Annotated in this window: 27 protein-coding genes; 22 read left to right on the forward strand and 5 right to left on the reverse strand. The window is 59.8% G+C overall.

The annotated features are described in order from the left end of the window. Positions 1-399: 399 nt before the first annotated feature. From urtB to Q4481_RS11230, 13 genes are all read left to right on the forward strand, one after another. On the forward strand, positions 400-1,890 hold the full coding sequence (urtB, locus tag Q4481_RS11170; protein ID WP_304376426.1) for an urea ABC transporter permease subunit UrtB: 1,491 nt from the start codon (positions 400-402) through the stop codon (positions 1,888-1,890). After that, on the forward strand, positions 1,887-3,053 hold the full coding sequence (urtC, locus tag Q4481_RS11175) for an urea ABC transporter permease subunit UrtC (RefSeq protein WP_304376427.1): 1,167 nt from the start codon (positions 1,887-1,889) through the stop codon (positions 3,051-3,053). Before urtB ends, urtC begins: the two co-directional genes overlap by 4 nt. Next, on the forward strand, positions 3,050-3,817 hold the full coding sequence (urtD, locus tag Q4481_RS11180) for an urea ABC transporter ATP-binding protein UrtD (RefSeq protein WP_304376428.1): 768 nt from the start codon (positions 3,050-3,052) through the stop codon (positions 3,815-3,817). The genes urtC and urtD overlap by 4 nt, the downstream gene beginning before the upstream one ends. Before the next feature lie 76 nt (positions 3,818-3,893). Then, positions 3,894-4,412, forward strand: a complete 519-nt coding sequence (locus tag Q4481_RS11185; protein WP_304376429.1) for a hypothetical protein — start codon at positions 3,894-3,896, stop codon at positions 4,410-4,412. 10 nt (positions 4,413-4,422) lie between these two features. Beyond that, complete coding sequence (urtE, locus tag Q4481_RS11190; protein ID WP_304376430.1) at positions 4,423-5,118, forward strand: urea ABC transporter ATP-binding subunit UrtE; 696 nt, start codon at positions 4,423-4,425, stop codon at positions 5,116-5,118. A gap of 29 nt (positions 5,119-5,147) precedes the next feature. After that, complete coding sequence (locus Q4481_RS11195; protein WP_304376590.1) at positions 5,148-5,966, forward strand: urease accessory protein UreD; 819 nt, start codon at positions 5,148-5,150, stop codon at positions 5,964-5,966. 83 nt (positions 5,967-6,049) lie between these two features. Next, positions 6,050-6,352: an urease subunit gamma gene (locus tag Q4481_RS11200; RefSeq protein WP_304376431.1), complete on the forward strand. Its 303-nt coding sequence runs from the start codon at positions 6,050-6,052 to the stop codon at positions 6,350-6,352. A gap of 10 nt (positions 6,353-6,362) precedes the next feature. Next, positions 6,363-6,668, forward strand: coding sequence for an urease subunit beta (locus Q4481_RS11205; RefSeq protein WP_304376432.1), 306 nt, complete (start codon positions 6,363-6,365; stop codon positions 6,666-6,668). A gap of 20 nt (positions 6,669-6,688) precedes the next feature. Beyond that, a complete protein-coding gene (locus Q4481_RS11210; protein WP_304376433.1) occupies positions 6,689-7,102 on the forward strand; it encodes a lysozyme inhibitor LprI family protein in 414 nt (137 codons plus the stop codon). Positions 7,103-7,104: 2 nt separating this feature from the next. Next, positions 7,105-7,557: a lysozyme inhibitor LprI family protein gene (locus Q4481_RS11215; protein WP_304376434.1), complete on the forward strand. Its 453-nt coding sequence runs from the start codon at positions 7,105-7,107 to the stop codon at positions 7,555-7,557. A gap of 205 nt (positions 7,558-7,762) precedes the next feature. After that, a complete protein-coding gene (locus Q4481_RS11220) occupies positions 7,763-8,356 on the forward strand; it encodes a glycosyltransferase family 29 protein (protein ID WP_304376591.1) in 594 nt (197 codons plus the stop codon). Positions 8,357-8,385: 29 nt separating this feature from the next. After that, positions 8,386-10,098, forward strand: coding sequence for an urease subunit alpha (gene ureC / locus Q4481_RS11225; RefSeq protein ID WP_304376435.1), 1,713 nt, complete (start codon positions 8,386-8,388; stop codon positions 10,096-10,098). A 45-nt stretch (positions 10,099-10,143) separates the two neighbouring features. Continuing rightward, complete coding sequence (locus tag Q4481_RS11230; RefSeq protein ID WP_304376592.1) at positions 10,144-10,812, forward strand: TIGR02117 family protein; 669 nt, start codon at positions 10,144-10,146, stop codon at positions 10,810-10,812. A 35-nt stretch (positions 10,813-10,847) separates the two neighbouring features. On the opposite strand, the gene Q4481_RS11235 is transcribed toward Q4481_RS11230, so the two are convergent. Then, positions 10,848-12,764 (reverse strand): glycosyltransferase family 2 protein, encoded by a 1,917-nt coding sequence (locus tag Q4481_RS11235; protein WP_304376436.1) that lies wholly within the window; start codon positions 12,762-12,764, stop codon positions 10,848-10,850. 40 nt (positions 12,765-12,804) lie between these two features. Here Q4481_RS11235 and Q4481_RS11240 point away from each other — a divergent pair, with 40 nt between their 5' ends. From Q4481_RS11240 to ureG, 5 genes are all read left to right on the forward strand, one after another. Continuing rightward, positions 12,805-13,674: a transporter substrate-binding domain-containing protein gene (locus tag Q4481_RS11240; RefSeq protein WP_304376437.1), complete on the forward strand. Its 870-nt coding sequence runs from the start codon at positions 12,805-12,807 to the stop codon at positions 13,672-13,674. Positions 13,675-13,838: 164 nt separating this feature from the next. Next, a complete protein-coding gene (locus Q4481_RS11245; RefSeq protein ID WP_304376438.1) occupies positions 13,839-14,378 on the forward strand; it encodes a peroxiredoxin in 540 nt (179 codons plus the stop codon). Between the two features lie 174 nt (positions 14,379-14,552). Continuing rightward, complete coding sequence (ureE, locus tag Q4481_RS11250; protein WP_304376439.1) at positions 14,553-15,020, forward strand: urease accessory protein UreE; 468 nt, start codon at positions 14,553-14,555, stop codon at positions 15,018-15,020. Next, the gene (locus Q4481_RS11255) at positions 14,980-15,681 is read left to right on the forward strand and encodes an urease accessory protein UreF (RefSeq protein WP_304376440.1); all 702 of its coding nucleotides are present in this window, start codon (positions 14,980-14,982) and stop codon (positions 15,679-15,681) included. The genes ureE and Q4481_RS11255 overlap by 41 nt, the downstream gene beginning before the upstream one ends. Before the next feature lie 121 nt (positions 15,682-15,802). Then, the gene (gene ureG / locus Q4481_RS11260) at positions 15,803-16,435 is read left to right on the forward strand and encodes an urease accessory protein UreG (protein ID WP_304376441.1); all 633 of its coding nucleotides are present in this window, start codon (positions 15,803-15,805) and stop codon (positions 16,433-16,435) included. 19 nt (positions 16,436-16,454) lie between these two features. Here ureG and Q4481_RS11265 read toward each other — a convergent pair whose 3' ends face one another. Then, positions 16,455-16,649, reverse strand: coding sequence for a hypothetical protein (locus Q4481_RS11265; protein WP_304376442.1), 195 nt, complete (start codon positions 16,647-16,649; stop codon positions 16,455-16,457). A gap of 273 nt (positions 16,650-16,922) precedes the next feature. Between Q4481_RS11265 and Q4481_RS11270 the strand changes: the two genes are divergently transcribed. From Q4481_RS11270 to Q4481_RS11285, 4 genes are all read left to right on the forward strand, one after another. Next, positions 16,923-17,570 carry a TetR/AcrR family transcriptional regulator gene (locus Q4481_RS11270; protein ID WP_304376443.1) on the forward strand — a complete coding sequence of 216 codons (648 nt, stop codon included), beginning with the start codon at positions 16,923-16,925 and terminating at the stop codon, positions 17,568-17,570. A gap of 94 nt (positions 17,571-17,664) precedes the next feature. Continuing rightward, entirely contained in the window at positions 17,665-18,441 is a 777-nt protein-coding gene (locus tag Q4481_RS11275) for a transporter substrate-binding domain-containing protein (RefSeq protein WP_304376444.1), read from the forward strand. A 61-nt stretch (positions 18,442-18,502) separates the two neighbouring features. Further along, on the forward strand, positions 18,503-19,858 hold the full coding sequence (locus Q4481_RS11280; protein WP_304376445.1) for an aspartate aminotransferase family protein: 1,356 nt from the start codon (positions 18,503-18,505) through the stop codon (positions 19,856-19,858). Then, positions 19,855-21,468 (forward strand): N,N-dimethylformamidase beta subunit family domain-containing protein, encoded by a 1,614-nt coding sequence (locus tag Q4481_RS11285; RefSeq protein WP_304376446.1) that lies wholly within the window; start codon positions 19,855-19,857, stop codon positions 21,466-21,468. Before Q4481_RS11280 ends, Q4481_RS11285 begins: the two co-directional genes overlap by 4 nt. 87 nt (positions 21,469-21,555) lie before the next feature. Here Q4481_RS11285 and Q4481_RS11290 read toward each other — a convergent pair whose 3' ends face one another. The 3 genes from Q4481_RS11290 to Q4481_RS11300 form a co-directional block, all read right to left on the reverse strand. Beyond that, positions 21,556-21,906, reverse strand: coding sequence for a DUF779 domain-containing protein (locus Q4481_RS11290; RefSeq protein WP_304376447.1), 351 nt, complete (start codon positions 21,904-21,906; stop codon positions 21,556-21,558). A gap of 92 nt (positions 21,907-21,998) precedes the next feature. Beyond that, positions 21,999-23,507: an aldehyde dehydrogenase gene (adh, locus tag Q4481_RS11295; protein ID WP_304376448.1), complete on the reverse strand. Its 1,509-nt coding sequence runs from the start codon at positions 23,505-23,507 to the stop codon at positions 21,999-22,001. 183 nt (positions 23,508-23,690) lie between these two features. Beyond that, a complete protein-coding gene (locus Q4481_RS11300; RefSeq protein ID WP_304376449.1) occupies positions 23,691-25,196 on the reverse strand; it encodes a M81 family metallopeptidase in 1,506 nt (501 codons plus the stop codon). Positions 25,197-25,200 lie beyond the last annotated feature (4 nt).

Below are 25,200 nucleotides of genomic sequence, written 5' to 3' on the forward strand. Positions count from 1 at the left end.
ATGTTACACCAAGCGTCGATGATAGGAACCGATTGCGCCGGAGCGATTTTGGTTTCCGGCGAGGAGAAAACCACAGTCGGACCCAAAGGTCCGGCGCGGATTTTCAACGATGTCCGGAGGGCAAAAACGTCCGGTCCTTCGGATTGGCCGGACATCCTTCCCCGACTTTGTCGCAATCCTCTACCGATGCCTTTGCATCGCTCTCCGGTCTGCTCCGCGTCGGATGACGGCGTCCGGTCCCACGCAATTGCTTCCTATCATCGAGGCTTGGTATTTCGCGCCTTTCAAACCGTCTTTCTGGTATTTGCCCTTCTTTTCGTGCCCTTTATCGCCGCTGCCAGCGCAGCAGACGATCTTAAGACCCAGATCAACGCTTTAGCCACCGCGAAGCTGCCCGATATGCCGGAGAAGATCGAGGCCCTGGCAGCGACCGGCGATCCCGCCGTCGTTCCGCTTCTGGAAGCGCTTGCCGAAGGCAATCTTTACTTCCGCAAATCCGATAATTTCGTCTTTCTGACCAAGGCCTCCGGTTCAAATCTCTCGCTTGTCGACCCGGTATCGGGCGAAACCGTCGGCGAGGAAGCCAAGGGGGCGCTGAGCAAGATCAAGGTCAACAACAATCTCCGCCGAACCATTCGCTCCCTGCTCGGCGGGCTGACCTTGTTGAGCCCGGACCGCACTGTGCGCCTTTCGGCCGCCGATGCAGTGCTGAAATCTCCGAGCGCCGAAAATCTCGGGTTGCTCGAAACAGCCATCGCAAAGGAAACGGATACCGTCGTCAGGATGCGGATGGAAACAGCCCGCGCTGTATCGATCCTCGGCTCCGATCGCATCATCGATGAGAAGCGCCAGGCCATCGAGATGATCAGCGACAAGATCGGCGGTCGTGACGCGGCCGGTATTCTGATGGGCGCATCCGCAACCATCGATCCTGCACTCAAGGCGGATCTCGATGCAGCGATCTCGCGGATCGAAAGCACCCAGCAGCTCTGGGACATGACCCAGAACGTCTGGTACGGCCTGTCGCTGGGTTCGGTGCTTCTGCTCGCCGCGATCGGTCTCGCCATCACCTTCGGCGTCATGGGCATCATCAACATGGCGCATGGCGAAATGGTCATGCTCGGCGCTTATTCCACCTTCGTGGTGCAGGATATCATCCGCTCGAATGCACCCAACCTCTTCGACTGGTCACTGGCGATCGCCCTGCCGGTCGCCTTCCTCGTCACTGCCATCGTCGGCCTTGCCATCGAGCGCGGCGTGATCCGCTTTCTCTATGGACGTCCACTCGAAACGCTGCTCGCCACCTGGGGCATATCGCTGATCCTCCAGCAGGCGATCCGTTCCATCTTCGGACCGACAAACCAGGAAGTCGGCAATCCGTCCTGGATGTCGGGTTCCTTCCCGCTCGGCGGCATGACGATTACCTGGAACCGCATGTGGATCGTTGCATTCTCGCTCTCGGTCTTCTTCGCGCTTCTGTTCCTGATGAAGAAATCCGCCTTCGGCCTGCAGATGCGCGCCGTCACCCAGAACCGTCGCATGGCTTCCTCGATGGGCATCCGCACACCCTGGGTGGATGCCTTCACCTTCGCGCTCGGCTCCGGCATTGCCGGCATTGCCGGCGTGGCACTGTCCCAGATCGACAATGTGTCGCCGAACCTCGGCCAGTCCTACATCATCGACAGTTTCATGGTCGTGGTGTTCGGCGGCGTCGGCAATCTCTGGGGCACATTCGTCGGCGCACTCTCGCTCGGCATTCTCAACAAGTTCCTCGAACCGACCGTGGGCGCCGTGCTCGGCAAGATTCTCGTTCTGGTTCTCATCATCCTTTTCATCCAGAAGCGCCCCCGTGGTCTCTTCGCACTCAAGGGAAGGGCGATCGAAGCATGATTACCGGCTTTCTTCTTCGCGCACTCGACCGGCGCATCACCATTGCCATCGCCATCATCCTCGCCGTGGCCGTGCTGGTGCCCGCTTCCAACCTGCTGCTGCCGACCGATAGCACCTTCCGCATCCCCACCTATGTCATGTCCCTCATGGGCAAGTATCTGACCTATGCGCTTCTCGCGCTGACGCTGGACCTGGTCTGGGGCTATTGCGGCATCCTCTCGCTGGGCCACGCGGCCTTCTTCGCGCTGGGCGGCTATGCGATGGGCATGTATCTGATGCGCCAGATCGGCCCGCGCGGCGTCTATGGCGACCCGGTCCTGCCCGATTTCATGGTGTTCCTGAACTGGAAGGAACTGCCCTGGTTCTGGCATGGCATGGATATGTTCTGGTTCGCCATGCTCATGGTTCTCGTCGTGCCCGGCCTGCTCGCCTTCATTTTCGGTTGGTTCGCTTTCCGCTCTCGCGTCAACGGCGTCTATCTCTCGATCATCACGCAAGCGATGACCTATGCGCTGCTCCTCGCTTTCTTCCGCAACGATATGGGTTTCGGCGGCAACAACGGCCTCACCGATTTCAAGGATATTCTCGGCTTCTCGATCCAGGCGGATGGAACGCGTGCGACCCTGTTTGCCATGTCTGCGCTGATGCTGGCGCTCTGCCTGCTCCTGTCCTCGGCAATCGTCCGCTCGAAATATGGCAAGGTGCTGATCGGCGTCCGCGATGCCGAAAGCCGCACCCGCTTCCTCGGTTATCGGGTCGAGAACATCAAGCTCTTCACCTTCGTGGTGTCGGCCATGATGGCGGGCATTGCCGGCGCCCTGTTCGTCCCCCAGGTCGGCATCATCAATCCGGGTGAATTCGAGCCCGGCAATTCGATCGAAGTCGTCATCTGGACGGCGGTGGGCGGCCGCGGCACGCTTATCGGCCCGATCATCGGTGCGGTGCTCGTCAATGCCGGCAAGACCTTCTTCACCGGTGCCTTCCCCGAATTCTGGCTGTTTGCGCTGGGCGGACTGTTCGTCCTCGTGACGCTCTTCCTGCCCAAGGGCATCGTCGGCACCTGGCAGCAGTTCATGGCGCGCCGGAAGGAATATGCCGATGAAGCATCCAAGGAAAAACAGGCGGCATCCCTTGCCGCAGCCGAGCCGGGAGCAGCCGAATGAACAGTGTCGTCAACGCAGATCTCAAGCCGCGCAGCATTCTCTATCTCGATGGCGTATCGGTAGCCTTTGATGGTTTCAAGGCACTGAACTCGCTCTCCTTCGTCGTCGAACCCGGCGAGCTGCGTGCCATCATCGGCCCGAACGGTGCCGGAAAGACGACGATGATGGATATCATCACCGGCAAGACGCGGCCGGATTCGGGAGAGGTCTATTTCAATGGCGAAATCGACCTCACGAAAAGGGATGAGGCGGCAATCGCCCAGCTCGGCATCGGCCGCAAGTTCCAGAAGCCCACCGTTTTCGAAAGCCATACAGTCTGGGACAATATCGAACTGGCGCTCAACCGCAAACGCGGTGTCTTTGCCACTCTCTTCTACACACTGACAGCCAAGGACCGGGCCCGTATCGAGGAAATCCTCGAAACCGTGCGGCTCACCCATCGCAAGGATGATTATGCCGCCAATCTCAGCCACGGCCAGAAACAGTGGCTGGAAATCGGCATGCTTCTCGCGCAGGAACCGAAACTCCTGCTGGTCGACGAGCCCGTGGCCGGTATGACCGATGCGGAAACCTCTGAAACCGCGATCCTTCTCAAGGAGATCGCCAAAACGCGCTCGGTCGTGGTGGTTGAGCATGACATGGGGTTCATCCGCGATCTCGGCGTCAAGGTCACCTGCCTCGCCGAAGGATCGGTGCTGGCCGAAGGCTCGATCGATTTTGTTTCGAATGACCCAAAAGTCATCGAAAACTATCTGGGACGGTGAGGGAATGAAACTTCAGGCTTGAACGTCACCATGAAACCGGTTCCATTGCGCCGGTTGCAACCAGGGAGTTCAAGATATGCCTTTTATCGGTTTCATATTGGTGGTGGCGGCGGGAGCTGCCGTATGGTGGTGGCGCCTGAAGATGCTCAAGGAAGTCGGAAGCGAAATGATCGATTCGGTCGAACGCATGCGCGGCGCCTATAAGCGCCGGCAATACCGCAAGGCAGCGGAAGCAGCTCCACTGACTTCGATCAAGGATCCCGCAATTGCTGCCGTAACCTTTTTTATGGTGCTGGCCGAAGACAAGCCGACGGGTATGGACGAGGCCAGAACGCTTATCCGATCGCGCATGAACGGTATCATAGCTGCACGTGACATGGACGATGTGCTCGTCTTCGCCGAATGGACAGCGAAACGTGTCGTCAGCCTTGAAGATCCGGTCCGGCGTTTTCGCGATCTCTGGCTCGCAAACCTGAATTTCGATGAGCGTCGCCAACTGGTCGGCATCGCCGATGAGGTCATCCGCATTGCGGGCGAACCGACCACAGAACAAAACAATGCCTTGCAGGCCCTCAGGAGGGTCCTGCTGAACTGAGAGGGAAGCCATGCTGACTGTGGATAACGCCAACCTGCATTACGGTGCGGCACAAGCGCTGCGCGGAATTTCGATCAAGGCCGAGATGGGCAAGATCACTTGCGTGCTCGGTCGCAACGGTGTCGGCAAGTCCTCGCTGCTGCGCGCCGTCACCGGTCAGCATCCCTTAAGCGCTGGCAAGATCAGCTTCAACGACACGTTGTTGAACGGCATGGCGCCCTACAATCGAGCCAAGCTCGGCATCGGCTATGTGCCGCAGGGACGCGAAATCTTTCCGCTTCTGACGGTGAAGGAAAATCTCGAAACCGGCTTTGCGCCGCTCACGCGCAATGAGCGCAGCATTCCGGATGATATTTTCAGTCTCTTCCCGATCCTGCAAACCATGCTCGGGCGTCGCGGCGGCGATCTTTCCGGCGGCCAGCAGCAGCAACTGGCCATCGGTCGTGCGCTTGTCACGCGGCCGAAGATCCTGGTGCTCGACGAGCCGACCGAAGGTATCCAGCCCTCGATCATCAAGGATATCGGGCGGGCCATCCAGTATCTGCGCGACTCCACCGGCATGGCAATTCTGCTTGTGGAACAATATCTTGATTTCTGCCGCGAACTCGCCGACCATGTCTATATCATGGACCGCGGCGAGATCGTGCATGAAGGGGCTGCCGAAACGCTCGATACGCCGGAAGCGCGCCGTCACCTGACGGTGTGACGCCAACATCAGGATCGCCTGTGAACATCATGACGACCGCGTCGGCCATCCAGCCGCAACGCACGCGAGGAACGGGGCGGCTGGCGACCAAAAAGGTTGCCGGCAGAACCCGGCTCGACATCTTCTATCAGGAGGGGGCCGCGAAGATCCGCATGCCCGAATCCTTCGATGGTCGACTGGAAGCCGTCCTGATCAACACATCCGGCGGACTGACCGGCGGCGACCGCGTAAACTGGCAGGTCGATGCCGGTGCCGGGACCCATGTGACGGTGACGACGCAGGCCTGCGAGCGGGTCTACAAATCCTCCGGCGGCCATGCCGAGGTGAATTCCACCCTGTCGGTCGGTGCAGGCGCGACACTCCATTGGCTGCCGCAGGAAACGATCCTGTTCGACCAGGGTGCGCTGCGCCGGAGGCTCGATGTCGAGCTTGCCGAAGATGCCTGCTTCATCGGGCTCGAGGCCGTGCTTCTGGGCCGCAAGGCGATGGGCGAAACCGTGGCCTCCGGCCAGTTTCGCGATCGCTGGCGTATCCGCCGGGCTGGGCAGCTGATCCATGCCGAAGAACTGGATCTGTCGGGGGCGATCGATCAGAGGATGGCGTCGCGGGCGACGCTCGCCGGCCACCAGGCCTTTGCGACCCTGCTCTATTGCGCACCCGACGGTGAGGCCAAACTCGAGAGGATCCGGACACTGGCGCAGGGGCAGATCGCCGGTGCAAGCCATTGGAAGGACAAGCTCGTGGTGCGGATCATCGCCTCGGAAGGGTTCGAGCTCAGAAAAATCCTGATCCCGATAATTTCGCTCTTGCGAAATGGCGATGCGCCGCCGAAAGTGTGGCATCTCTGATTGTCAGATCCGATCCCGGGCCGCGCGCCATCGAGAGCGGAACGATTTGAAACCGACCGATTTTCACCCTTGCGGAGCATGCGATGAACCTCTCCCCCCGCGAAAAAGACAAGCTGCTGATCTCGATGGCCGCGATGGTCGCCCGTCGCAGGCTCGAGCGCGGCGTCAAGCTGAACTACCCGGAAGCCATTGCGCTGATTTCCGATTTCGTGGTCGAAGGCGCCCGTGACGGTCGTTCGGTGGCCGAACTTATGGAAGCCGGCGCCCATGTCATCACTCGCGACCAGGTGATGGAGGGCATCGCCGAAATGATCCATGACGTGCAGGTCGAAGCGACCTTCCCCGATGGCACCAAGCTGGTGACCGTTCACGAACCGATCCGCTGAGGAGGCAACCATGATTCCCGGTGAACTGATCCCCGCCAAGGGCGAAATCGAACTCAATGCCGGCCTGCCGACGGTGACGATCGATGTCGCCAACACAGGTGACCGGCCGATCCAGGTCGGAAGCCATTATCATTTCTTCGAAACCAACAAGGGGCTCGATTTCGACCGCGACAAGGCGCGCGGCATGCGGCTCGACATTCCGTCGGGAACCGCCGTCCGTTTCGAGCCCGGCCAGAAGCGTACGGTGACGCTGATCCCGCTTTCGGGCAAGCGCGAGGTCTATGGTTTCCGCCAGCTGGTGATGGGCAAACTGTGACACGGATTGGGAGTGCCGGAATGAAATGGACATTGGTTGCCGCTGTTTGGCTAAGCCTTTCGGCGAGCGCTGCGTGGGCCGAAGAAGCGGCGCCGCTGCTCTGCAAGGATGCGGTCACCGAGGCCGAGATGATCGAATGCGCCCATAACGAGTTCGAGATCGAAGACAAGAAGCTGAACGCCCAGTGGGCCGAGACCAAGAAGGCCGTCTCCGAATGGGATGCGGCAATCGAGGACGAGGGATCGCGCGGCGCCGTCAAGGCGCTCTTGAAGTCGCAGCGTGCCTGGATCGATTATCGTGACGGCCATTGCGATGCCGATGGCTTCTCGGTCTATGGCGGCACGATGCGGCCTTCGGTGATCGAACTCTGCCTTGCAGACCTGACGCGCAAGCGGACAGCCGAACTCAAAGATCTGATCGACGGGATCCAGTGACGATGACCAGAAACATCTTGGGGCTTGGGATCGGCAAACTCGGCAGTGCGGTGGCTCTGCTCATGGCATTGTCGGCAGCCCCCGCTTTTGCCGAGGAAGCGCCCGAAGTCGATTGCGAAAACGCGATGGCGCAGCAGGACATGAACTATTGCGCCGAAATGGATTTCGAGAAATCGGATGCCGAACTCAACCGCACCTATAAAAAGGCCATGAAAGCGGCCCGCGATGCCGACAAATCCGCAGCCGAGATGGGCCCCGACTATGTCGGCGCGGTCGATGCGCTGAAGAAGGCACAGCGTGCCTGGATCGACTATCGCGACGGCCATTGCACCGGCGTCGGCTTTGAGGCGCGCGGCGGATCGATGGAGCCCATGCTGGTCTCCGGCTGCAAGGACCAGCTCACCCAGGCCCGCACCAAGGAACTGCAGGAACTGATCTCCGGTACTGGAAACTGAACCATGCTCCACCGCTGCGAACAGGACGGGATGACAGATCGGGCTAACGGGCCCGCACTTGTCGTCACGACTGATCGCAAGATAGCGGTAGGCGACGATTGCCTGCGCTTTCGCCCTTTATCTGAACCCCTCTCCTGCCAACCGCGTATAACCATGAACAAAAACATGGAACCGGTTGGAGAGAGCTGAGATGGGACGCAGGATCATGGTGGTGGGTAACGGGCAGATCGAAGCGGGCATAGGCAACAGAATCGACGCGGCCGATCTTGTCGTTCGTTTCAACGATTGCCGCTCGTTTGGCGCTGGCGGTGTCAAGACCAGCATCGTCGCCGTTTGCAATACGGGTCGTCCTGGCAAGCGGATGCTGGAAGAGAAGGACTGGCGCGAAAACCGGGCCGTTCTGGAGGCCGACGCCATCTGGGGCGTTCGCGATCCGGAAAAATTCAGCGCCATGCGCGGGGTGCTGGCGACCACCCATCCTGAACTTGATGATTTCTGCGACGACTACACCGACGGTTTCATTGAATTCTGTCGGTCGTCCGACAAACAGTTCCATGGCATTTCCGCAGCCACTTATGACCAGGTCGATGACCTTTTGGCCCAGTACCGACCGGTGCCCTACGTCACGCCGTCGAGTGGTGCCATTGTTGTTGCGGAACTGCTCAACAACCATTGCCAGAATGACGATGAACTGACCATTGCCGGCTTCAGCCACGAAGGCTGGGAGTGGCATCCCTGGCAGGCCGAAAAGGCCTGGATGGATGCGCTTGCCAGCTCGGGCCGCCTCAAACGACTATAGCTTCCTCCCAAGACGCTCAGGAGTTCCGAATGTCCTATAAAATGTCCCGCGCCGCCTATGCCTCGATGTTCGGCCCAACCACCGGCGACAAGCTCCGGCTCGCCGATACGGAACTGTTCGTGGAGGTGGAGAAGGATTTCACGACCTATGGCGAGGAAGTGAAGTTCGGTGGCGGCAAGGTCATTCGCGATGGCATGGGACAAAGCCAGGTGACACGCGCCAATGGCGCCGTCGATACGGTCATCACCAATGTGCTGATCATCGACCATTGGGGTATCGTGAAAGCCGATGTGGGCCTGAAGGATGGCCGTATCGCCGCAATCGGCAAGGCCGGCAATCCAGACACACAGCCGGGTGTCAACATCATCGTAGGTCCCGGCACCGAAGCCATCGCCGGCGAAGGCAAGATCCTCACCGCCGGCGGCATGGATAGCCACATCCATTTCATCTGCCCGCAGCAGATCGAGGAAGCCCTGATGAGCGGGCTGACCTGCATGCTGGGCGGCGGCACCGGCCCGGCCCATGGCACGCTTGCCACCACCTGCACGCCCGGCCCCTGGCATATCCAGCGGATGATCGAGGCGGCAGACGCCTTCCCGATGAACCTGGCCTTCGCCGGCAAGGGCAATGCGTCTCTTCCCGGCGCGCTCGAGGAAATGATCCTCGCCGGCGCTTCGGCGCTGAAACTGCATGAGGACTGGGGCACCACGCCGGGGGCGATCGATTGCTGCCTGACGGTGGCCGATGAATATGACGTGCAGGTGATGATCCATACCGACACGCTCAACGAAAGCGGCTTCGTGGAGGATTCACTCGGCGCCATGAAGGGCCGCACCATTCACGCCTTCCATACCGAAGGTGCCGGCGGCGGCCATGCGCCGGATATCATCAAGGTCTGCGGGTCTCTCAATGTGATACCGTCGTCGACCAACCCGACGCGGCCCTACACGCTCAACACGCTCGCCGAACATCTCGACATGCTGATGGTCTGCCACCATCTGAGCCCGTCGATCCCGGAAGATATCGCCTTTGCCGAAAGCCGCATCCGCAAGGAAACGATCGCAGCCGAAGACATTCTGCACGATATGGGCGCCTTCTCGATCATTTCCTCCGATAGCCAGGCCATGGGTCGCGTCGGTGAAGTCGCCATCCGCACCTGGCAGACCGCCGACAAGATGAAGCGCCAGCGCGGTGCCCTGCCCGAGGAAAAGGGCGACAATGACAATGTCCGCGTCAAGCGTTACATTGCCAAATACACGATCAACCCGGCAATCGCGCATGGTCTGAGCCACGAAATCGGTTCGGTGGAAGTCGGCAAGCGCGCCGATCTCGTGCTCTGGTCGCCGGCCTTCTTCGGCGTCAAGCCGGACATGGTGCTGCTGGGCGGCTCGATCGCTGCCGCACCGATGGGCGATCCGAACGCCTCGATCCCGACCCCGCAGCCGGTTCACTATCGCCACATGTTCGGCGCATACGGCAAGGCCCGCACCAGTTCGTCGGTCACCTTTGTCAGCCAGGCTTCTCTCGATGCCGGTCTCGCCCAGAAGATCGGCGTGTCGAAACAGCTTCTCGCGGTGAAGAATACCCGTGGCGGCATTTCCAAGAAGTCGATGATCCACAACGACCTGACGCCGCATGTGGAAGTCGATCCGGAAACCTACGAAGTGCGGGCCGATGGCGTGCTGTTGACATGCGAGCCGGCGACCGTTCTGCCGATGGCACAGCGCTATTTCCTTTTCTGACGGCAAGGGCGAAGAGGCGCAACGATGCTCAAACCTCTTCGCCTTCTGCTGCGCGGCATCGGCTGGCTCCTCGCCTTCATTGTGATCGTCGTTATCGCGATGGCCGCCGGCAGTCTGATCCCGCGGCCGCTGTTTGCGCCGGCAGAGGCCGGAGTTGGACAAGGCCAGACGATCTATCTGCTGGCAAACCCGATCCATACCGATATCGCCATTCCCCTGACCGACGCGATCAGGCAGCGTTTCGCAGATCTCGAGCCCTTTGGTATCGAGATCAATCATCCGGGTGCAGCCTACCTGGTGATCGGTTGGGGCGGACGGTCATTCTATCTTGAAACGCCCACCTGGTCCGAGCTGAAGCCCGCGCCGGTTTTCAAGGCACTGACCATCGATGCATCCGTGCTGCATGTGGATCTGGCGGGCTCACGGCTTCAGAACCATCCCGCCGCAACCCGGATCGACGTCTCGGAGGCAGGGTTCGAACGGATGCTGCGCTATATCGAAACGAGTTTCGTGCGCAACTCAGGACAACCGGTCGGCATTGCCGGCGCGGGATACAATGATACCGATGCGTTCTTTGAAGCGACCGGTTCCTTCAATGCGCTTTTGGGCTGCAACACCTGGACCGCATCGGCATTGCGAGAGGCCGGCGTCCGTACAGGATTGTGGAACCCGCTGCCGCAATCACTGGCGCTCTCGGTAGACCTCTACAACTGATTGACTTCTGACATATGGTCATGCGCCTTCCGGCTTTATCCGCCCTGCCCCGACGGCCTGTGCGGCGTTTTCTTCCAGAAGAATGGCCGGCGCTTGAGTTCGATCGCCGCATGCCAGGCCGCCGCCGAGATCATCAACCAGTAGAGTGGAATGAAAAGCCAGCTCCGCCCCAGGCGCTTGCGCTCCAAACGGTACATGGCGTTGTAACCGAGCATGGCGAAAAGCAGAAAGGCGCCGATCACATTGATCCAGTCGAGCGCAAACAGAAACCACTGCAGGCCGTTGAGCGTGTTCGCGGCGAGCAGACACCAGCTGAACCAGACCATGAAACCGATCAGCAACGGGTGGACCAGCGCCGACACCAGCATGCCGGTGATCATCATATGGAACATCAGCATGCCCGACGCGCCAAGTTCGTCGACGAGCCGGCGCGGATCGCGCATATGCACCAGCCAGGTCTGCATCCAGCCCTTGAACCAGCGTCCCCTTTGCCCGAACCATATGCCTATTTCGGTCGGTGCGTCCTCATAAGTGGGCCGCGAAATCACCTCGGTCGCATAGCCGAGACGACGCAGGCGAAGGCCGAGATCGGCATCCTCGGTGACGTTGTACGGATCCCAGCCTCCGATCGAGCGCAGGGCATCGGTGCGGAAATGGTTGGAAGTTCCACCGAGCGGCAACGGGTGGTTGGCGCTAGCGAGCAGCGGTAACAGGCGCCGGAACAGACCGGAATATTCGATCGAAAACAGGCCAGCTATCCAGTTGGTGCCACCATTGGAGATGATCAGCGGTGCTTGAAGGCAAACGACCGTTTCCGGCCGATTGCGAAAACGCTGGCAGGCTTCGCGCAACTGGTCCGGATGCGGCCTATCTTCCGCATCATAGAGAACCAGGAACTCGCCGCGCGCCCCGGCTAGCGCATAGTTCAGCGCCTTGGGCTTCGTGCGCGGCTGCATCGGCGGTACGCGCACGATTTCGAATTCCTTGCCGAGATCAAGCGCTTCCAGAGCCCCGATCGTGTCGGCGTCGTCGGCCTCGCAGACCAGTTTGATGTCAAGGCGGGATCGAGGCCAGTTCAGCCGCTGCAGCCGATCGATCAATTGCGGCACCACCTCCTTCTCCCGGTAAAGGGCGGCCATGACGGTGTAGACCGGATAGTTCTCAATCTCGGCAAGGGGCCTTGGGCGCGTTAGCCGCGCACCCTTGCTGACAGCGAGCCAACGGATGGCGAGGAGGAACAGATAAGAGGCCGACAGGAAAAGATGCATCACCAGCATCGTCGGTTCCGGCGCCATCCAGCCAAACGCGATCAGTGCAACCAACAGCGATCCGGCCCAGAAGCCCTGGTTCCCCTGAAAGACGATCCGCGCGCTGAGGTCGGGTCGGCTGTCGAACAACTGGTTGACCGCCTCGTTGACCCGCCGCGCCGATCCGATCTGCCAAACCACCGAACGTATTGCCGTGGGTGTTGTCACGACGATCCGTTTCGCCAGCGTTGGCATTTTTGCAAGCCGCCGCCGCTCGTTCTCGAGGTTCAATGCTGTCGGCACGATGGCGAGGAGCGGCGCACGATCGGAAGGGTTGAGGCGCAGGCAATGGGGCGCCTTCAACTGGCTATCGAGGCTTGCATTGACATGCACTTGTTGCGGTTCGATCCGTTCGACGAAGGCAAGCCCGAGCGCCTTTGCCAAAGCGCCATAATAGGCCTCTTCATCCACCGAACCATGCACGATCAGTTCGGCTTCGAGCGTCGTTCCGTGTGCGCGGGCGCGCTGTAACAGAAGCGCAATGAATGGCTTTGAAAAACCGAGTTCGCGCAAAACCGCGATTTCGCTCGTCTCATCATCCGAAAGGCCGATTTGAGGAAGAATCCGGAGCCCAGGCGCCGCCGGGTTTGGCCGGGCCATCGCCTGTCGTGGTAAATCGGCGCCTTCATATTCCCCAATCGTCATAACTTCTGCTACAAACACACAAACGATTACGAGTATCGAGATGTCTGCAATCATAATGAAGCCATTGGTTGTGTCACGCTTTATTTTGCTTGTGACCGCAATATTCTGTCTGACGACTATTGGGCGTACGGCTTCTGCTGAGGAACAGGGCGGAATATCCATTCCATCGCTTTTCGATCCGAGAGACAAGGCGTTTCCGCCGGATCTTGCAACCCTCCCCGGGATCCGGTTTGCCACAACCGTCGATTTTCCACCGTTCAACTATCTCGATCAATCCGGCAAACTTCTGGGATTCCACGTTGAGCTTGCTCGCGAGATCTGCCGCGAACTCAAGATCACCGAACGATGCCAGATCGAGGCCATGCCATTTGGCGACCTTCAGGCAAGACTTGAGAAAGGCATTGTGGATGCCAGCATCGCCGGCATTCGTATCACGCCCGAGCTTCGGGAGCGATTTGCCTTTTCGCGCCCCTATATGATGTTGCCGGCCCGTTTCGTTGCCGCCAAGGCCGAAACGGGAGGCCCGAGCGATCTGAAGCCAGGGGATGCGGGCGTGGTTGGCAATACGCTGCACCAGACGATGGCCGAGCATTTCTTTCCGGACCTGAAACCCAGGCCCTACGCCAATCGCGCCGCTTTGCTGGAAGCCTTGCGCAAGAAGGAGATCAAAGCCGCCTTTGGCGATGCCGTTCAGCTCTCTTTCTGGGTTGAAGCGCCAGCGTCTGAAGATTGCTGCCGCCTGTTTGGCGAGCCCTACTATTCCAGCCATTACCTCGGGGAAGGTCTTGCCCTGATGAGTCGCAAGGACCAGCCGCAGATTACCCAGGCGATCGACTATGCGCTGATCGCACTCGCGCGCAACGGTCGCCTCAACGAACTCTATCTTCGCTATTTCCCGAACGGGCTTTGAATATCGTTATTCAACGGCCTCGTCCGCAAGCCATGCATCAAGCGCATAGCTGTTATGCATTGCAGCAATCGAACGGAATTATTGCTGCAATGCGGGATGTTTCTGATTAGAATTGTTCTTCATTAGCGGCGTCCCATTTGCCGCCCAAATTGATGGAGACAGAGATGCTTGGCAAGAAAGTGCCTGACGTTACCTTCCGCACGCGCGTCCGCGATGAATCGATCGGCGGTCCCAATCCTTTCCGCTGGGAAGACAAGACAACGGCTGACTATTTTTCCGGCAAGAAGGTCGTTCTCTTTTCGCTGCCGGGCGCTTTTACCCCGACCTGCTCGACCTTCCAGCTGCCGGACTTCGAGAAGCTCTATCCCGAGTTCAAGGCTGAGGGTATCGACGAGATCTATTGCATCTCGGTGAACGACGCCTTCGTCATGAACGCCTGGGGCAAGAGCCAGGGCATCGAGAATATCAAGCTCATTCCGGATGGTTCGGGCGAATTCACCCGCAAGATGGGCATGCTTGTCGCAAAGGACAATCTCGGCTTCGGCATGCGTTCCTGGCGCTATGGCGCCATCGTCAACGATGGCGTTGTCGAACAGTGGTTCGAAGAAGACGGTTTCTCCGACAATTGCGATTCGGACCCCTATGGAAAGTCCTCGCCGCAGAACATCCTTGAGAACCTGCGCGCCCTGAAAAAGGCCGCCTGATTGAGGCGTGAAGCCAGCAACAGAGTTCGTGAAACCCCGGGAATCATTCGGTTCCCGGGGTTTTGTTTTCGTAGAGGCCGGGCCTCCGCCTGATCCGTCTCGGCGATGGACCCGATTGCGCCGCCATGCCATAGTCCGTTCAGCCCAGACAGCATAAAGTTCGGAGATCATGTGATGCCATACCGTTCGACGCGGATCGACAAATCCGGATCAAACGATGCACCTCCCATCGACATTCTGATTCTCAAGCATGACGAGCGTCACATCCGCCGCAAGCTCCTGCATATGCAGCATGGCGATGTCGTGATGCTGGATCTCAAGGAGCCGGTGATGCTCGAACATGGTGATCTTCTGGCTCTGGAGGGCGGAGGTCATGTCGAAGTGATTGCTGCCGAAGAAGAGCTTTACGAAGTCACGCCGCGGGATCTCAGGCACCAGATCGAACTGGCCTGGCACCTCGGCAATCGGCATCTGCATGCCCAGTTCGAGACCGGTCGCATCCTGATCGAGCGCGATCATGTGATCAAGGCGATGCTGGAAGGGCTGGGCGCCAGCGTGCGGGATGTCTGCGAACCATTCCATCCGTTACACGGCGCCTATCATGGGCACGGTCACGACCATGGGCACGGGCATGGCCACTGATCGATCGGGACTGGCACTTCTTCGTTTGCAATCCTGGCTGTCGCCCGCCTTCCCGGTCGGTGGATTTGCCTATTCGTCCGCTCTGGAAGCCGCCACCCATCATGGCATCGTCAGGAATGCCGAAAGCCTCGGAGAATGGCTTGCCGCCCTTTTGGAGAAGGGCGCCTTCTGGAATGATATCGTTCTGCTGGCCGAAGCCTGGAATTCGACGTCAGATCCGGAGCGCCTGCGGACCACGACTGAGCTTGCGCTTGCGCTGGCCGGTTCGTCTGAGCGCCTGGCTGAGATCAGCCAGCTGGGTGGAGCCTTTGTTGCCGCTGCCCGCAGTTGGCCGCACCCCTTGCTCGACAGTCTGGGAAGCGACACGCCTTACTGCATTGCGGTTGGTGCTGTTGCAGGCGCCCATGAGATACCGCTTTTCCAGACCCTGGTCGCCTACCTTCATGCGGTTGTTTCCCAACAAATATCCGCTGCTATCCGTCTGTCGGTGATCGGACAGATCCAGGGCGTAAAGCTGCTTTCCGACAGCGAAAACATGATCCTCGATCTGGCAACGCGGGGGTCTGAAGCAAGCCTGGACGACCTTGGTTCTCAGACGATCATCGCGGATATCATGGCGATGCAGCATGAGGTTCAGCATTCAAGGCTTTTCCGCTCATGACGGTGGCCCGGCTACGCTTGACCTTGGATCAACCCTTTTTAAAACTGGACCGCCGCTTCAAAGGCGGCTCTTATGCCTGGCCGGCATCGACTTCGTTACGTTTATATCGGGATTTTGACAGATGACATCACGCAATGGCCCCCTTCGAATCGGAATTGGCGGACCCGTCGGCTCGGGCAAGACTGCACTCACCGACAAGCTATGCAAGGCGATGCGCGACGAGTTCTCCGTCGCTGTCGTAACCAACGACATCTATACGAAGGAGGATGCCGAAGCGCTGGTGCGCATGCAGGCTTTGACATCCGACCGCATCGTTGGCGTCGAGACTGGCGGCTGCCCGCACACCGCCATTCGCGAGGATGCCTCGATCAATCTCGCCGCGATCGCCGATCTCAATCGCCGCTTTCCCGATCTCGATGTCGTTCTGATTGAATCCGGTGGAGATAATCTCGCCGCCACCTTCTCGCCGGATCTCGCCGATCTGACGATCTATGTGATCTCGGTCTGCCAGGGGGAAGAAATCCCGCGCAAGGGCGGCCCCGGCATTACGAAGTCCGACCTGCTCGTCATCAACAAGAAGGATCTGGCGCCGTATGTGGGTGTCAATCTCGATGTGATGGAGACGGATGCCGACCGTATGCGCGCGGGAAAACCGTTCGTCTTTACCGATATGCGCCATGGCGACGGCGTCGATGCTGTCGTCGACTATCTCCGTCGCTATGGTGGGCTTCAGGATCAGGCCGCGTCACGATAAACCGATTGCGACGGCTGGCTTATTCGAGCCAGTCGTCATGAATGACGCTGCTGAGAAGTGCGCCGCGCTCGCTGAACTTGAGATCCGGCTTGCGCCGCTTCTTCTTCGTTGGCAGATGGCCGGACAAACGCAGCATCGAACGGGACAGGCGGTTCCAACCGCCCTCGAAGGCAATAGCTGAAGCGATGATCAGACTCGATTGATAGACAGTCATGGCTTCCTCCTTCTGTTCTCCCTGGTCTCACCCTAGAGGCTCGACGTAAAAACGGTCCTAACGCGTGCTTTATTCCGATACGCTTCGGCATCGAAAAAGTTCCATCGACAACAATATGGGAATGCCGCCATCATCCATCCAGACCGGCCGGGTGACATCTGGTCACATCTCTGTGAAGCCGCGATAGCGTCCGTTCGACTGACGAGATAGAGGGTTACGGGATCCACGCAGGCGCGCTATGACCTGTGACAGGATGAGGTTGGACAGGACCCTATGGGCGAACTCGGGAAATTCGAACGCAAGCTACCCAATGACCGGCGCAAGGCCCTGATCGAGGCGACTCTGGCCTGCCTGGCGCGCGAGGGGACTGCCGGTCTTTCCATCCGCAAGATCAGTAAGGAGGCCGGCATCTCCATCGGCCTGATCAACCATCATTATGCCGGCAAGGACGAGTTGGTCGGCGCCGCCTACGAGCATTTTTCCCTTGGTCATCTCGATCGCAATCGCGAGCGGATCGAGGCTGCGGGAGACGATCCCCGGGCCCGCCTGCATGCCTATATCGAGGGCCTGCTCTCCGCGCCGATGATGGACCGGGGAACGCTTCGGATCTGGGTCGTGTTCTGGAGCATCATCGAAAACTCCAAACCAATGCTCGATGTCCACGACCGGACCTATGCCGCCTACAGAGCCCTCCTCGCCTCGCTGATCGAAGCTGCGGGCCGCCAGGCCGGTGCCCCGCCGATCGACGGCAGGCTGGCGGCGATAGCACTCACCGCCATGCTCGACGGCCTCTGGCTCGAAGGCTGCATCAACCCTGAAACCTTCTCACCCGAGGAAGCCGTCATGATGTGCGAGAGCTGGGTGGATGCGCTCTTTTCCGGCAAGATGCCGCGATTGTTGGCGAGCATCGCGAGAAACTGAACGATCGTTAAGTTTCTATTGTCATCGCTCGTTTCTTGTGCTTGTCTGCGCGGGTAATTGCAAACACTGCAATCGAGCCCAACGGAGTGTGCCGATGAAACGCCTGCTGACTTTTGCCTTGACCGCGTGCCTCTCGCTAGCTGCCACCACCATGCTCAGGGCCGAAGAGCCCCTGAAACTCGGTCTTGCGCCGGAGCCCTATGCGCCATTCGAATGGAAGGAAGCCGATGGCACCTGGAAAGGCTTCGAGATCGATCTCGGCAAGGCGCTTTGCAAGGAAATGAAGCGTGACTGCGTTCTGGTCGAGATTGCCTGGGATGGCATCATCCCGGCCCTGCAGGCCAAGAAGATCGACGTAATCTTCAACTCGATGTCGATCACCGAAGAACGCAAGAAGACCATCAATTTCTCCGACCCCTACTACTCGACCGTTCCGGCCTTCATCGGCCCGAAGGGCACCAAGGTTGAGCTGACCAAGGAAAGCATGTCGGGCAAGGTCATCGGCGTCCAGGTGGCCACCACCCATGCCGACTATGCCGAAAAGAACTTTGGCGATGTGGCCGAAATCCGCACCTATGCCACTCAGGACGAAGCCAACGCGGATCTCGTCTCGGGTCGCGTCGATCTGGTTCTGGCAGACAAGGTCGCCCTCAACGAGTTCCTCAAGAGCGATGCGGCGAAAGATCTCGGCATGCTGGCCGATGTGACCGCCGATGGCCCGACCCTCGCCGGCGCGGGTATCCGCAAGGAAGACACCGAGCTTCTGGCACAGATGAATGCGGCGATCGCCGCCGTGCTGAAAAGCGGCGAGTATGACAGGATTGCCAAGCCCTACTTTGCCTTCGACATCTATGGGCTGCCGCGCAAGTAACCAGACAAATCGCGAAGCCCAGACGGTCGGGCTTCGCTCCCTTCTTCACATGAGAATGACAATGAAAGCCACCCCATCCGCCGACTACCGTGATCTTTCCGATAGCCTGCCGCGCGTCGACCATGCATCCGGCAGCTATCTCTTCGACAAGAATGGCAAACGCTATCTCGATGGATCGGGTGGACCGGCAGTCTATTGCCTCGGCCACACCCACCCCGAAGTCAATGAAGCGATGCGCATCCAGAACGAAAAGGTCGCGCATGCCTATCGCTACCATTTCAGCAGCGATGCGGCCGAGCAGTTGCAGGAGATCGTCACAGATCGCACCGGCGGCCATTTCAGCCACATGGTTTTCGTCTCCTCGGGATCGGAGGCCGTCGAAAGCTGCCTGAAGATCGCACTGCAATATCACAGTGCGCGCGGCGAAAAGAGCCGCCGCCGCTTCATCTCGCGTCGCAGGTCCTGGCATGGCAATACGCTGGGCGCGTTGTCGATCTCGGACTTCAAGACCCGCCGGGACGCTTTCGAAGGCAGCCTGCTCGACGTCTCCTTCCTGTCTTCGGCAAACGCCTATCGACCGCCCGAAGGCGTTGCTCCAGAAGCGCTCGTTCCCTGGCTCGCTGCCGAGCTGGAGGCGGAAATCCTGAGGCTTGGTCCCGAAACCTTCGCCGCTTTCATTTTCGAACCCGTCGTCGGGGCCGCAGGTGGCGTGGTTCCCGCCCCGGAAGGCTATGCAAAGGCCATGCAGGCGGTGTGCCAGAAGTACGGCATTCTGGTGATCGGCGACGAAGTCATGTGCGGTTCCGGCCGCACCGGAACCTGGCGGGCGCTTGAACAGGACGGGATCGTTCCCGACATCATGAGCATCGCAAAAGGTCTGGCCGGCGGCTATGTTCCGCTCGGTGCGGCGCTTTATGGCGATAATATCCATGATGTGCTGATGGCGCGCCATGGCGGCGTCCAGACCGGCCATACATTCACCGGCCACACGACCGCCTGTGCCGCCGGCGTCGCCGTGCAGACGATCATCAAGCGCGACGGCCTCATCGATCATGTCAGAACCCGTGGCGCCAGCCTCAAGCAGGAGCTGGCAACGGCGCTCGCCGATGTGGCCGAGGTTGGCGATGTTCGCGGGCGTGGCTTTTTCATCGGGCTCGAGATCGTTGCTGATCGGCAAACGAAGGCCCCGTTCAACCCGAACCTGATGGTTCATGCCGATATCGGCCGCCGCGCACTCGAGCGCGGCCTGATCTGCTATCCCTGCACCGGCAATGTCGGTGGCACGGCGGGCGACACGCTCATTCTTGCCCCGCCCTACAATGCAACCGAAGAGACTTTGGGCGAGATCGTTTCGATGCTGGTCCCTTCAATCAAGGAGGCGGTGGCCTTTGCCCGCGCGCAGGAGGCAGTGAAATGACGGCGGATGCATCGACGAATGCCCATTATCAGGCGGTCATCGGACGCTATTTCGAAAGCCCGGCCAATCTGGCTGCGGGCGCCGCCTATCTCTGGCATTATGTCGATCGCCACACCTACGCGCCCGGAGAGGAAGTCTCGGTCCATCTCAACAGTTCCGAGCGGAACCTGCGGGCGATCGTCCTCAGGGATGGCGCGATTCCGCAGGCCATGCTCACGCTCACCGGCATTCAGGGCGCACGGCACGAAACGCCCGATCAGGCCTCGGTGGAAGGCTGCGGCTGGCCGGTGGCCTTCTCTTTCAAACCGGGCACCGACTGGCCCTCGGGTGGCTACAAGCTGATCCTTTGGTCGGAGGAAAATGCCCGCATCACATCAGAGACCATCTTCATTCTCCGCCCGGCATCCGGACAGGGAAAAGGTCGCATCCTCTTCATTCCGCCGACAGCAACCTGGTCGGCCTATAATGATTGGGGAGGATCGAACCATTATGAAGGTATCACGGGCCCCAACCGCGACCTCTATTCGCCCATCGTCGCGGCAGATCGTCCCTTCGCCAAAGGCTTCGTCAGCCTGCCCCCGGATGCACCACGCGTCGCACTCGACCATGTGCCCGATCTGATGGCGCCGCCGCGCTATCCGCATATGGAATGGGCTTTCAGAACCGGCCACAGCAAGAAATATGCGTCGTCCGGCTGGGCGAGCTATGACCGGCATATGCTGCACTGGCTGGAACGCTACGGCTATGGCGTCGACGTGATAAGCCAGACTGACCTGCATTACCGACCGGATCTGCTCGCTTCTTATCCGCTGGTCCTGTTCGCTGGCCATGACGAATATTGGAGCTGGGCCATGCGCGATGCCGTCGATGCCTATGTCGAAGGCGGTGGCCGCGTCGCCCGGTTTGCCGGAAACTTCATGTGGCAGATCCGGCTGGAAGACGAAGGACGGCGGCAGATCTGTTACAAATACCGAGCCGTCGCGGAAGATCCGGTCGCAGGCACCGCCGACGCTCATCTTTTGACGACGAGTTGGGAGCATAAGGCCGTGGGCCGTCCCGGATCGCTGACCTTCGGGCTCAATGCCACGCGGGGCATCTATACCGGCTGGGCGGGCTGCGTGACGCGCGGCGCCCGCGGCTTTCCGATCTATCGGCCGGAGCACTGGTGCTTTGCCGGCACTGGACTGGGCTACGGCGACATTCTCGGTGCCGCCGCGCATGTCTTTGGCTATGAGGTCGATGGGCTCGATTATGTCATAAAGCACGGCCTGCCCTATCCCGGTGGAGAGGATCCCGTTCCCGAAGATCTCAGCATCCTGGCGCTCGGCATGGCAAGTAATGTCGAGGAAGGCGACGCCTATCGGGTCAGCGACGGCTTCATCGGCACCAGCGATGCGGAATTCATCGCCGAAGTTCTCTATGGCGAATGCAACGCCGAAACGCTGGAAAAATCCAAGCGCGGCGCTGGCATGATGGTGAATTTCACCCGCGGCAAGGGAGAAGTGTTTCACGCCGGCAGCGCCGAATGGCTTGCGGGCCTGATCCGCAAGGATGCCGGGGTCGAGGCAGTGACGCATAATGTCTTGCAGCGCTATTTGATCAGGCCCTGACAGGACGGTGGATCCGGTTGTCTGTGTGAACCGAAGCCACCCTTTAAGCAGGCGTCGCAGCCTGCTGTGGCAGGGGTTTCTCCGTCTTTATGGCAGGCTGCAGACCCGGGATCGCACCAGAAACCGTTTCTCGCGACCATTGTCGAGCGAGAACATGCCACCGCGTCCCTCCACGACATCGATCAGAAGTTCGCTCTGTTTCCAGACCTCATATTGGGCCGCACCGATATAGAAGGGCACGCCGCCGATATGTCCCAAAAGCACATCGCTATCTCCGACGATGAAATCATCGGCCGGGTAGCACATCGGCGATGAACCGTCACAACAGCCGCCCGACTGATGAAAGAGAATATCGGGATGGTCGCGCTGGATTTCCCGGATCAGGTCGAGTGCCGCCGGCGTTGCCGTGACCATTTCCTTGTCGATCGTGACAGGCATGTGCTTTTCTCCGCGAAAAAGGCCCCCGGAGAACCGGGAGCCTGTCGTTGCTGATATCTTCATTGCGTGAAGCGGTGGATGACCGCCTCGTCTCAGAAGAAGCCAAGCGCGTTGGGCGAATAGGAAACCAGCATGTTCTTGGTCTGCTGGTAATGGTCGAGCATCATCTTGTGGGTCTCGCGGCCAATACCCGACTGCTTGTAGCCGCCGAAAGCAGCGTGGGCAGGATAGGCATGGTAGTTGTTGACCCAGACGCGACCGGCCTGGATGGAACGGCCGAACTGGTAGCAACGGTTGGCATCGCGGCTCCAGACGCCGGCACCCAGACCATAGAGCGTGTCGTTGGCGATTTCGAGCGCCTCGGCATCGTCCTTGAAGGTGGTGACCGAAACGACCGGCCCGAAGATTTCTTCCTGGAAGATCCGCATCTTGTTATGGCCCTCAAAGACCGTCGGCTTGACGTAGAAGCCATGCTCAAGGTCGCCCGACAGCAGGTTGCGCTCACCACCGGTCAGAACCTTGGCGCCTTCCTGGGTGCCGATCTCGATATAGGACAGGATCTTGTGCAGCTGTTCGGACGAGGCCTGCGCACCGATCATGGTTTCGAGATCGAGCGGGTTGCCCTGCTTGATCTTCTCGACGCGGGCGATCGCCTTTTCCATGAAGCGGTCATAGATCTTTTCATGCACGAGTGCGCGCGACGGGCAGGTGCAGACCTCGCCCTGATTGAGCGCGAACATGGCGAAGCCTTCGAGCGCCTTGTCGAAATAATCGTCATCTTCGGCCATCACATCCGAGAAGAAGATGTTGGGCGACTTGCCACCGAGTTCGAGCGTCACCGGGATCAGGTTCTGGGATGCATATTGCATGATCAGGCGGCCGGTCGAGGTCTCGCCGGTGAAGGCGATCTTGGCGATCCGCGGCGAAGAAGCAAGCGGCTTGCCGGCTTCAAGGCCGAAACCGTTGACGATGTTGAGCACGCCAGGCGGCAGGATGTCGGCGATCAGATCCGCCAGTACAAGAATCGAGGCCGGGGTCTGTTCGGCCGGCTTCATGACGACGCAGTTGCCGGCGGCAATGGCCGGAGCCAGTTTCCAGGCCGCCATCAGGATCGGAAAGTTCCACGGAATGATCTGGCCGACAACGCCGAGCGGCTCGTGAAAATGATAGGCAATGGTGTTGTGGTCGATCTCGCCGATCGAACCTTCCTGCGAGCGGACGCAGGCAGCGAAATAGCGGAAATGATCGATGGCGAGCGGAATATCGGCCGCCATGGTTTCGCGCAGCGGCTTGCCGTTGTCCCAGGTTTCGGCTTGAGCGAGCAGCTGGAGATTGGCCTCCATACGATCGGCGACACGATTGAGCAGCAGCGCGCGTTCGGCCACCGAGGTGCGGCCCCACTTGTCCTTCGCCGCATGGGCGGCATCAAGAGCGAGTTCGATATCCTTTTCGTTGGAACGGGCGACTTCGCACAGCTTGCCGCCGGTCACCGGCGTCGTATTGTCGAAATAGCGGCCGTCAACCGGTTCGACCCATTCGCCGCCGATGAAATTGCCATAGCGGGTCTTGAACGGGGTTTCGACGATTTTCTGGTGCAGCATGGTATTCCTCCCTGGTGTTGAACCCGACCTGGGTCCGTGCGGGAGATAAGCCACGGCGTGCCGTGTTACGTCCATCCGTGAGAAGACGGTGATAAAGGCAGGTTGTCGCGTTCCTGCAACAAAAACCGGCCGTCACGTTGAGACGACCGGCCTTGACTGACAGTTTGGATGGCTGGCTTCGCCCTATCGCTCGAACTCGCGATCCAGCGGCCACATTGGCCGCGGCACTTTGCGATAGGGGCGAAGATGCGCCTGTGGGGTCGCAAGCGCGCCACTATCGGCAACGATGACCTTGCCCGCCACCGGTTCGAAATCGGCGCGGAAATGCTGCATCGACTTGACCACCAGGAAACGCTGCTCGGTCGGTTCGATGCCGAAGGCGCGCACCTGTTCGAGATCGAGCATCTGGCCCGAAATCGTCACCACCAGCACATCGATCCCATGGGTGCGGAACACCGCCGTCGGCCCGAAACTGTGGGTGATACCGCCGAGAATTGGACCCTTGCCCGTATAGGAACCATCGGACAGATGAATGATCTTGCCCTCGAGCCGCAGCGGCCCGCCACCGAAGGTCGGATCCTGCTTGCCGCCGAGTTCGATCGTCACCACATCGCCGACCTTGCCCTGATGAAGGATGGCCGCAGCTTCCGGGTCGATCATCGGCGCAAAGGCGCCACCGGTTGCTCCGGCTTCGATCAGGGCCTTGAGAAGACCGGGCGCATCGCCATAGGCGCCGGCTCCGGGATTGTCGGCATAGTCTGCAATCACCAGCGGGCCCTTGGAATAATCGAAATCGCGCGCCTGGGCTGCAGCTTCTGCCGGCGTCAGGAACTGGTTGGAAACCTGGCCGCGCTGTTTCCAGATCGTATCGGCAATGCTGTCGGCGATCGCTTTGGCGCGTGCTTCCGCCCCTTCGGTTCCGGTGTCATAGGTCACGAGAACGGTCACGCCGGTTTCGACGACATCGGCTTCCGCAAAGCAGGCGTTGATGGACACGGCAAGAATGCCGGGTTCGGTTTCGTAGCGGCGGGTGCTTTCGTAAAGCGCGAGTGTCTGCTCGACATCCGTTCGACCGGAATTGGCTTCTTCGAGCATCGGCAAGCGGGTGCAAAGCGTTACCGGCTTGACCTCGCCACGCATGACCCGGTCGAGAAGTCGGCCGGCCATGCGTCCCGTTTCGCGCATGTCGACATGCGGATAGGTCTTGTAGGAGACATAGACCGGCGCGAGCGCGACCATTTTCGACGTCACGATCGCATGCAGGTCGAGCGTGATCGCGATCGGCAGATCCGGCCCGACGATGGCGCGCAGACGCGTCAGCAATTCACCTTCGCCATCGTCGCAGAATTCCGGCACCATCGCGCCATGGAGTGCCAGCAGGATGCCGTCGAGACTGTCACGATGGGTCTGCGCTGCCTCGCAGATCAGGCCCGCAATATGATCGAATGCCTCACGCGATACAGGTGCCCCCGGCGTTGCATGGGCGGAGACGACATGGGTCATCGTCCATCCGGCTTCCTTTCCGGCATCCCGGAAGCCGGCCAGCTCGGCATTGACATCGCCGAAACGGTCGATGGCCGCCTGGCCGAGATCAAGCGCGCTGTCGCGAAAATCGGCAAGCCCCGTCGTCCCTTTCTTGAAATTGTTGCTTTCATGGACAAATTCGGCGGTCAGAACATGGAAGGCCAAGGCA

The sequence above is a fragment of the Fluviirhizobium alvei genome (assembly GCF_030551875.1).
Lineage (GTDB): Bacteria > Pseudomonadota > Alphaproteobacteria > Rhizobiales > Rhizobiaceae > Rhizobium_E > Rhizobium_E alvei.